Origin of the sequence: uncultured Candidatus Kuenenia sp. (assembly GCF_900696675.1) — a bacterium.
GTDB lineage: Bacteria > Planctomycetota > Brocadiia > Brocadiales > Brocadiaceae > Kuenenia > Kuenenia stuttgartiensis_A.
On the sequence record NZ_CAADGZ010000141.1, the window covers coordinates 1 to 8,014 of the forward strand.

The window sequence follows — 8,014 nt, forward strand, 5'->3', positions numbered from 1 at the left end:
TTTTCATCCCCCATTCTTTTATGACCCTTATCCACAGGATATTTTTCATGGATTTCAATCAATTTTCCATTACTATCATAAATTTCCTGATAAGATTTTTGGTTTCTTCCCTGTCATCTACTTCTTTAACGTACCTTGCTTTCCACCCATGCCTTCCTTTTATCTCCAACCAATATTTTCTGCCCCCGTCGCTTAATTTTTCGCAATTAAGGAATTTTCTTTCATTAAGCAGCCTTTTACCTTTGATATCCATATACCCCCAATAAGTCTGAATTTCGATTTATATTATTATAAAAACAAAAAGCGATAAAAAAATTGTTTTTTTTATCTGGAAGAGGGATGTGAATTATCAAATCAAGACAGAGAACCGCACAAACCCTTCTTTATCAATTACATATTTGTCAATGGTAAAGATTCGACCCCTTCGTCTCCCTATTCAGGAGGTAGCTTGAACTGTCTGGCAGATGAAAGTGTAGATCGGCAAATAGTAGAGCGTTTAAGGCAAGATGGCCATCAGGTCATGAAAGTAATTTTACGTGGTATAGCTTTATGTCTCTTCTGGAAAATCTTCTAAAAACGCTCTTGTTTGTCGGTTAGCGAACGATGTCCATGATTGAGCGCTTCGAGCGCTGCCTCTTATTTTCATTTGCGGCCAAGTTCCCGGACAATCTTTAAAGATTAGGCCTCTTTTACTTTATTCTTCATATATGCGATAGCCACCACTTAAAAGCCAAATGATTTCCAAGGATCAGGATAGAAAACAGAAAAAAACTAACCAACACGTGAATGATTAACTCAGAAGGTTTCTTGTTCTCTCCAAGCCCCCTGACTATATAGTAACTTTCCACTATAAATGCTAAGGGAATATAAGAAACAATTGCTGCCTTATGTAACTTGTGGAGATATTCCAGAATATAATCCTCGGATAAAAGTAGTCCTATGATAAAATATGAAAAAAAAGATAGGATATACACCACTCCTAATATAATTGCTAATATGCCCGCCCAGTTTCGGGGGAGATCAGAGACATAGTTGCGAAGATATTGAGTACCAACACGAGCCGCCTTTTTTACACGACGTTCCAAGTCCAAGTTATAGTCTTCAAGCCGCTTGCGATACTGCTCTTCCTGGTCATGCAGGCGCTTTTTCATCAAGCAAGAGTCAATTCTTGCCTTGAGCAATACGGGATTAAAAGGTTTTGTTAAGTAGTCGTCCGCACCTTTTTCAATACAACGTACGATACTATCCATATCACCGATAGCTGAGATCATGATAACAGGAATGTGACGCCAAGATGCATTGCCTTTCAAATGACACAATACCTCGTATCCATCCATTTCTGGCATCATTATATCAAGCAGAATGATATCCGGAGGCTGTTCTCTTACTTTAGCCAATGCAGATAGTCCATTTTCTGCAAGGATAGAAATATGCCCAAGCTCATTAATCCTCTCGTTTAGGATATTGCGGTTAGACTCTTTATCCTCAACGATAAGAATTCTTGCCTGATTTGCCATGAAATTTCCCTCCGCAAATTTTCAACGCTTAAACACTTTTTAATAACTGCATACATTTGCTTTACATGGATAGGTTATCTACATCCAGTATTTCAATGGTCATCGCCAGATTACGCTCGTTATCCTTTGCTATTAGTATACGACGCTTTTCAAGGTGTTAACCCATTTCCTTTTGATTTGGAGGTCGTAGAGGTAGTATAAATGTAAAAGTACTTCCTTTTCCATAAAAGCTCTCCACCCAAATTTCACCACCATGTAATTCAACTAAACGTTTTGTAAGCGCTAAACTAAGGCCAGCCCCTTCATAATTCCGTGCTAATGAAGAATCCACTTGGCTGAATGCTTCAAATATTTTTTCTATATCTTCTTGTTTTATACCAATTCCTGTATCTGCAATAGCAAATTGTACATAGAGATCTTTCAATGTTGTGTCTATACACACATTACCATTTTTGGGGGTAAATTTTATTGCATTAGATAAAAGATTAAACAGTATTTGTTTTAATTTCAATTGATCTACAACGAAAGTAGGTATATCGGATTGGATAGTATTCTTTATTGTAATATTTTTCTTATTTGCAATTCCTGACACCGTATTTAATACGTCATCTATTGTTTCTTTCACGCAAATTTCTTCATATTTTAGCTCTAATTTTCCCGCTTCAATCTTTGAAATGTCTAACACGTTGTTAATCATGTTGAGTAAATGTTTTCCGCTGCTGTAAATATCGTCTACATATTCTCTTTGTTCATCATTTATGGGTCCAACCAATCCATCCTTTAAGACTTCCGCAAATCCAATAATTGCATTGAGCGGAGTACGAAGTTCGTGCGACATTGTTGCCAAAAATTCAGATTTCAATCTATATGCCTTTTCTAATGCAATATTTGTTTTTTGAAGATCACTGGTTTTTTCCTGTACTTTTTTTTCAAGCAGATGGCGATACTGTTCTTCCTGATCATGCAGGCGCTTTTTCATCAAGCAAGAGCCGATTCTTGCCTTGAGCAATACGGGATTATAAGGTTTTGTTAAGTAGTCGTCCGCACCTTTTTCAATACACCGTATGATACTTTTCATATCATCGATGGCTGAGATCATGATAACAGGAATGTGACGCCATGAAGCGCTGTCTTTCAAATGACATAAAACCTCGTATCCATCCATTTCTGGCATCATTATATCAAGCAGGATGAGATCTGGAGGCTGTTCTCTTATTTGAGCCAATGCAGAAAGTCCATTCTCCGCGGGGATAGAAATATGTCCAAGTGCATTAACCCTCTCGTTTAGGATATCGCGGCTAGTCTTTTTATCCTCAACGATAAGAACTCTTGCTGGATTTGTCATGAAATTTCCCTTAGTTAATTTTCAACGCTTAAATACTTTTTAAGAACCGCATATAATTGCTTTACATGGATAGGTTTTGCCAGGTGCGCGGTGCAACCCTTAGCAAGATAAGTTTTTTCGGCTTCAGCACCTGTACTGGCAGTCATGGCGATAATAGGAGTATTAACAAATTCTGGTATAGCTCGAAGCCTTTGAGTTGCCTCCAGGCCATCCATTACCGGCATCCGAATATCCATCAAAATCAATTCAGGTTTATGCTGTTTAGCCATCTCAATCGCCTCCTGTCCGTTTCTGGCAACTACTACCTGGTGGTTATGTACCTCCAACATTTCAACGGTCATCGCCAAATTACGCTCGTTATCCTCTACTATTAGTATGCGACGCCCTGTAGGAAATACACCATTTTCTTTTAAAACTTTCCCCACCTCTTTTTGTTCGGAAGATTTTTCTCGCGGTAATTTTTTCAGTGGTAGGGTAAACCAAAAGGTACTCCCCTTCCCCAATTTGCTCTCAACGCCAATTTTCCCATCATGTAGTTCCACCAGTCGGCGTGTTAGGGCCAACCCAATCCCTGTACCACCAAGTTGTTCATCGATCACATTCTCTGCCTGGTAGAATTCAGAAAAAATCTTATCGATCTTATCTTCCGCGATCCCAATCCCGGTATCCCTGACTTCTATTTTGACTCCGGAGTCTCCGTCACTAACAGCACAAATTTCAACCCGTCCATCTTTTGGCGTAAACTTGAGTGCGTTTGTGAGTAAATTCATAAGAATCTGCTTACACTTCCTAAGATCAGCCATCACAACTGATAGTTCCGGTTCAATTATTATTTTCACTTTTATCTTTTTCTTCACAAACTGACGACTCATCATGGATACCATACCATTAATTAGTTCATCGATTGAAACATCCTCCAGTTCGAGTTCCATTGCTCCCGCATCTATCTTGGACATATCAAGCAAATCGTTGATAAGAGACAACAGGAATTTTCCACTACTGTTGATTTCACCGATATATCTTAACTGTTTTTCATTGAGCTTTCCAGGCAATTGCTCACTTAAAAGATCGGTATAGCCAATGATAACATTGAGCGGTGTACGCAACTCGTGGCTCATATTTGAGAGGAATTGAGTTTTGGCTCTGTTGGCATGTTCTTGTAAGAGTTTAGCAGCTTCAAGGTTTTTGTAAGACGTGCGTAACTCATTCTCCACTTTCTTTCGTCCATTCATTTCTCGCGTCATTTCGAGGTTTGCATTTCTTAGTTGGGAAGGGCTCGGTAGTGCAATTGCCTTGGGAATAAGGGGCCAGATGGCTATGGCGGTAGATGCGGATGCTATGGCCGTAAGAAACTTTACGACACCTTCAAACCTATAAGAAGGGCTCCATAGGGTCCAGATATCCAGAAAATGAGTGGAACCACATGAGAAAATGAATAAACCAAACATGACGAACATCCACTTAAACTCCAGGTCTTCTCGCCTCCGCACGAAGTAAAATAGTGCAACAGGAATAGAATAGTATGATGCGGTAATAATGCCGTCAGAGATTACGAATAGCCATAAGATTTCAGGCCTCCATAGTAGACATTGCCCATGAGGCATAAAATCTTGGGTAAAGAGATTCTGAAAAAACTCAATCATGTTAATCCTCCTCCTACTTAATAGATTTTTTGCGTAACACCTTTTTTTTAGTGGCAAGGTAAACTAATCTGAAGATACACTCTGTGATTTTTGCGTTCTTTAATGTCCATAAACCTATGGAAGTCTATTTTTATATTTTTTGTAATTCCTCTTCTCTGTTTATTGTCTGATCGGCTTTATAGAATTCTTCACTATCCGGCAGCAACATGAAAAATTTTGGTGTATAGTCTATTTGCAGCATTGTCTCTTCTATCGTAAAATCCAAAACGTGCCCGCCCATTTTGGTGTCTTTGCTTATGAAATGAAAGTGATATCCCGGAACATTTAATCCTTCAACAAACGGCGGACAACGAAAGCCAACAATAGTACCCTCTATGTTTTTCGAATAAAAAAGCGGTTGTTTCTTTATAATAGCAGAAAGCGGCGCGTATGGTTTATGTTGTTTCGGAACACTTCGCAATTTTATATCGCGAAAACGTCCCTTTATCTGAATGGCATAGAAAATATTTTTTGTGGGAACGGCATTGTCCATAACCAGTTTAAACGTCTTAAAATCTACTCCCGGCTGTAATAACCAGGCCATCATGTTTTACCTGATAAATATTTCCACCTACAACTACCATTTCACCATCAAGGGCATTGAATGTTCCAATGCCAAAATTGCCATATTTTTTCAACTGGTCAATGGTAGTTTCTCCATTATAAATACCGCTTAACAAAGAAAATAAGGGGGTCATATCTGAATATTTTCTTGAATTGTTTATGTATTGTATGATCCTTTGCAAGCCGTTGACGGAAACGGCTGACTGCTTTACTCACAGAAAAATAACTCCGTGCTCCATACCTTTGACTGATTTCTTTTAATGTCATGCCACCATGATTTACCGCTAGAAATAGCATTATCTGTCTGGCAATATTATTATACATTGGCATTTCTAACGTTTCCCTTTTTACCCCAAATTCTTTGCAAACATGCTCCTCTAACGTGTCAACCGATATATCCTTCCTGAATGGTTTTACCCCGCTTAATTCTCTTGATGAAAAATTATCCTATCTTTTAAGTACTGTCTTTACCCAATCATCACTGCCCAATATCCACTTTCCCGCTGCTTTCAACCCCGGGTTGCTTCTATCCCTTATCCCTTCCCGGATAAATTCTAAATACTGCCCGTTTGCCCTATTCTTACTTTGAAATTCCATGCACAAATTTATGGGATCAGGTACAACCCAATGTCATTAAGTTAAGGTTATTTGATTAAAAACAACCCCCTATTTCCTCCTTTTCTAAGGGGGACTTTTACGGCCGGTAGATCAACTTAATGATATCACCCCTTCGGGGTTAATTATGGGTTTTTCGCATAATTTCTATAATCATTTCATCCCTTCGGGATTATTGGAATTATTCAAAGAACTAAAATGCTACGTGAATATTAACTCAACGCCTTCACCACATAACTTTAATATAATAATGGCGGTATTTTCTGTTCACATTTTTATTTCACCATTTTTTGGCTTATTCTGATTCCAGATTTTTTAAGTAATTAAAAAGATTTGATTTAAATCTCACCCACACATTTTCAATATTTGCTATGCCTTCTTTCATACGGTCCCATTCCAATTGAAATCCATAACTATGGTAAACGACATGTCTGAACCTGCGAAAAGGCGCTAAAGCAGACTATAGCAATTCATCAAACAATTCTGGCAAAGGAGTATGCGATGGGGCACAAAACCGCTTGAACAAATCCATATGCCAGGTATCGCCTGCGGGAAGAGGAATGGAATAAAATTTACTAATGCGTTTTAGGATATTTTCAATCCCACCATAAAATTGGGCAAGAAAAGCAGCAGCGGCAGTCTTTTCACGTGTAGTTGGTTCACGATCTGCGATGTCATTGCGCAAAGAAGTAATCTCTCGCAAAATACCTTCGATTAGCTCTATCTCAATATAAACTTCCTCTTTAAGTTCATCGGCTATCACAGTATTATTCTCCCTTTACTTTCGATGTGTTTGGTGAATCGGGATGGTGGACTCAAAGGCACAAGATCAAGCGGTGCATGCAGTTCTTCTTCCAGCCTTGCCGCCAGTTCATAAAGCTTCCAACCGGCAACACCGTCACAGGCAATATCAATATCCCTTGCTTGCGTTGGAGTCTCTATAATGCTTCCAAAAAGGATTAATCGGGTTGCACCGTAACTTTTAGCCAGAGAAACGATTTTTTCAATTTGTGACTGGGTAATTGGCATCTTCGAATCTCCTTAAACGGTTATATAAAATCATCGTACAAGATCAGAAGAGTAATTCAGGGGACACCATACTTAATTTTAGGAATCTTCGCTTTCCTCTAAAATGTAAAAGCGTCGAATCTTTTAAAATGACGATTTATTTGTTCCATTTAGAAATCAATAAATCTTTGTATTTCGTCAATAATAAACAGGCTGTCCAAGAATGTAATCAGCAAAACTTTTTTTCGTCTCTTTGCAGAGTGTTCAGGAAGGTTCTCAAAGCACTTCCGGAAACGATCCGTTGTCTGATGCATTTATAAAGCGCCGTCACTCCTTATCGGATTCTTTTTTTAAGCCATTTATCAAGAGACTCCTGGCTTTCTCAGGAACGTCTACCAGCTAATATGCCTTCGAAGCTAATACCTTCATCAAGATCAGGCCAATGAATTCCTTCTCCATCTCCAATCAATTCATAGTTTCCTCGTTCTGGTTTATTACCGTTCAGCAATCGAGGAAACCAAATAATGGGAACGGATATATTTCTCTCATCATTTAAATAAACTACAAAAGAACTCTCTGTAAAAACAACTTTTTGAGCCAGATATTCATGTTCAAGCACTAAAGCACTCATTCCATTTGTCCTGAAATAATTTTAATTTTCTTCTACCAATTTTTGAATCTTTATGAGATCACTATCACTAAATCCCTTAGATTTTTGTAGACGGATTGGATTTAATCAAAATTTGGCCGTAAATCTTTCCTTTTTTACATGAATATGGTCAGGAAATTGCATTCCTTTTCCCCTTTGAAGCGGCATTAAAACAAAAAACGAAGAAGATTACAATTTATTAATTCTTTATAACTATTCAGCATAATCTATTAAACTACTGAGGTACAACTCGTCCTCAAACTCCTGTTTGCGAAATGTGCATTCCCGATTTTTTGTAACCGTTTGTGTGATTGGGGCAAAACAACGCTGCCACGGGTTAATACTACTGTACGTTTCATTAAAACATGGCAGAAGTCAAAAAAAACCGGGAATGCACCTGGATCAACCCCACAAGGGCATGAAAGCTGCAAAAAATGTGGCAAGCCTGTCCCCCCGCTGGCGGGGGATTAAGGAGGTGGAATTGTCTGCGGAGGAAATCTGGGAGGTTTATAACGGATGTTCACCCCAAGTCAAAAAACAAAAGTGCCGTAAAAGCCTTATATTTATTGGCTTTTACGCCGAACAGCAAGCTTTTTTCTAGTGACTACCCGTATGTTCCGGCTTGGCAATACTT

Annotated in this window: 9 protein-coding genes and 1 pseudogene; all 10 read right to left on the reverse strand. The window is 38.6% G+C overall.

Going from position 1 to position 8,014, the window contains the following annotated elements; translation table 11 throughout:
- Nucleotides 1–58: 58 nt before the first annotated feature.
- On the reverse strand, nt 59–253 hold the full coding sequence (locus tag QZT26_RS15010) for a hypothetical protein (RefSeq protein ID WP_197705262.1): 195 nt from the start codon (nt 251–253) through the stop codon (nt 59–61).
- A 448-nt stretch (nt 254–701) separates the two neighbouring features.
- Entirely contained in the window at nt 702–1,517 is an 816-nt protein-coding gene (locus tag QZT26_RS15015) for a response regulator (RefSeq protein ID WP_099326748.1), read from the reverse strand.
- A gap of 157 nt (nt 1,518–1,674) precedes the next feature.
- Nucleotides 1,675–2,862 carry an ATP-binding protein gene (locus tag QZT26_RS15020; RefSeq protein WP_230405665.1) on the reverse strand — a complete coding sequence of 396 codons (1,188 nt, stop codon included), beginning with the start codon at nt 2,860–2,862 and terminating at the stop codon, nt 1,675–1,677.
- A gap of 14 nt (nt 2,863–2,876) precedes the next feature.
- A complete protein-coding gene (locus tag QZT26_RS15025) occupies nt 2,877–4,505 on the reverse strand; it encodes an ATP-binding protein (RefSeq protein ID WP_099326749.1) in 1,629 nt (542 codons plus the stop codon).
- Nucleotides 4,506–4,635: 130 nt separating this feature from the next.
- Nucleotides 4,636–5,091, reverse strand: coding sequence for an acetolactate decarboxylase (locus QZT26_RS15030; protein WP_099326750.1), 456 nt, complete (start codon nt 5,089–5,091; stop codon nt 4,636–4,638).
- Entirely contained in the window at nt 5,054–5,242 is a 189-nt protein-coding gene (locus QZT26_RS15035) for an acetolactate decarboxylase (RefSeq protein ID WP_099326751.1), read from the reverse strand. Before QZT26_RS15035 ends, QZT26_RS15030 begins: the two co-directional genes overlap by 38 nt.
- 313 nt (nt 5,243–5,555) lie before the next feature.
- Nucleotides 5,556–5,705: a hypothetical protein gene (locus QZT26_RS15040; protein WP_157820737.1), complete on the reverse strand. Its 150-nt coding sequence runs from the start codon at nt 5,703–5,705 to the stop codon at nt 5,556–5,558.
- Between the two features lie 313 nt (nt 5,706–6,018).
- Nucleotides 6,019–6,486, reverse strand: a pseudogene (locus tag QZT26_RS17895) (hypothetical protein).
- Nucleotides 6,483–6,752: a nucleotidyltransferase domain-containing protein gene (locus QZT26_RS15050; RefSeq protein ID WP_099326752.1), complete on the reverse strand. Its 270-nt coding sequence runs from the start codon at nt 6,750–6,752 to the stop codon at nt 6,483–6,485. The pseudogene QZT26_RS17895 and the gene QZT26_RS15050 overlap by 4 nt, the downstream one beginning before the upstream one ends.
- A gap of 361 nt (nt 6,753–7,113) precedes the next feature.
- On the reverse strand, nt 7,114–7,362 hold the full coding sequence (locus QZT26_RS15055) for a DUF2442 domain-containing protein (RefSeq protein WP_099326753.1): 249 nt from the start codon (nt 7,360–7,362) through the stop codon (nt 7,114–7,116).
- Between the last annotated feature and the right edge of the window lie 652 nt (nt 7,363–8,014).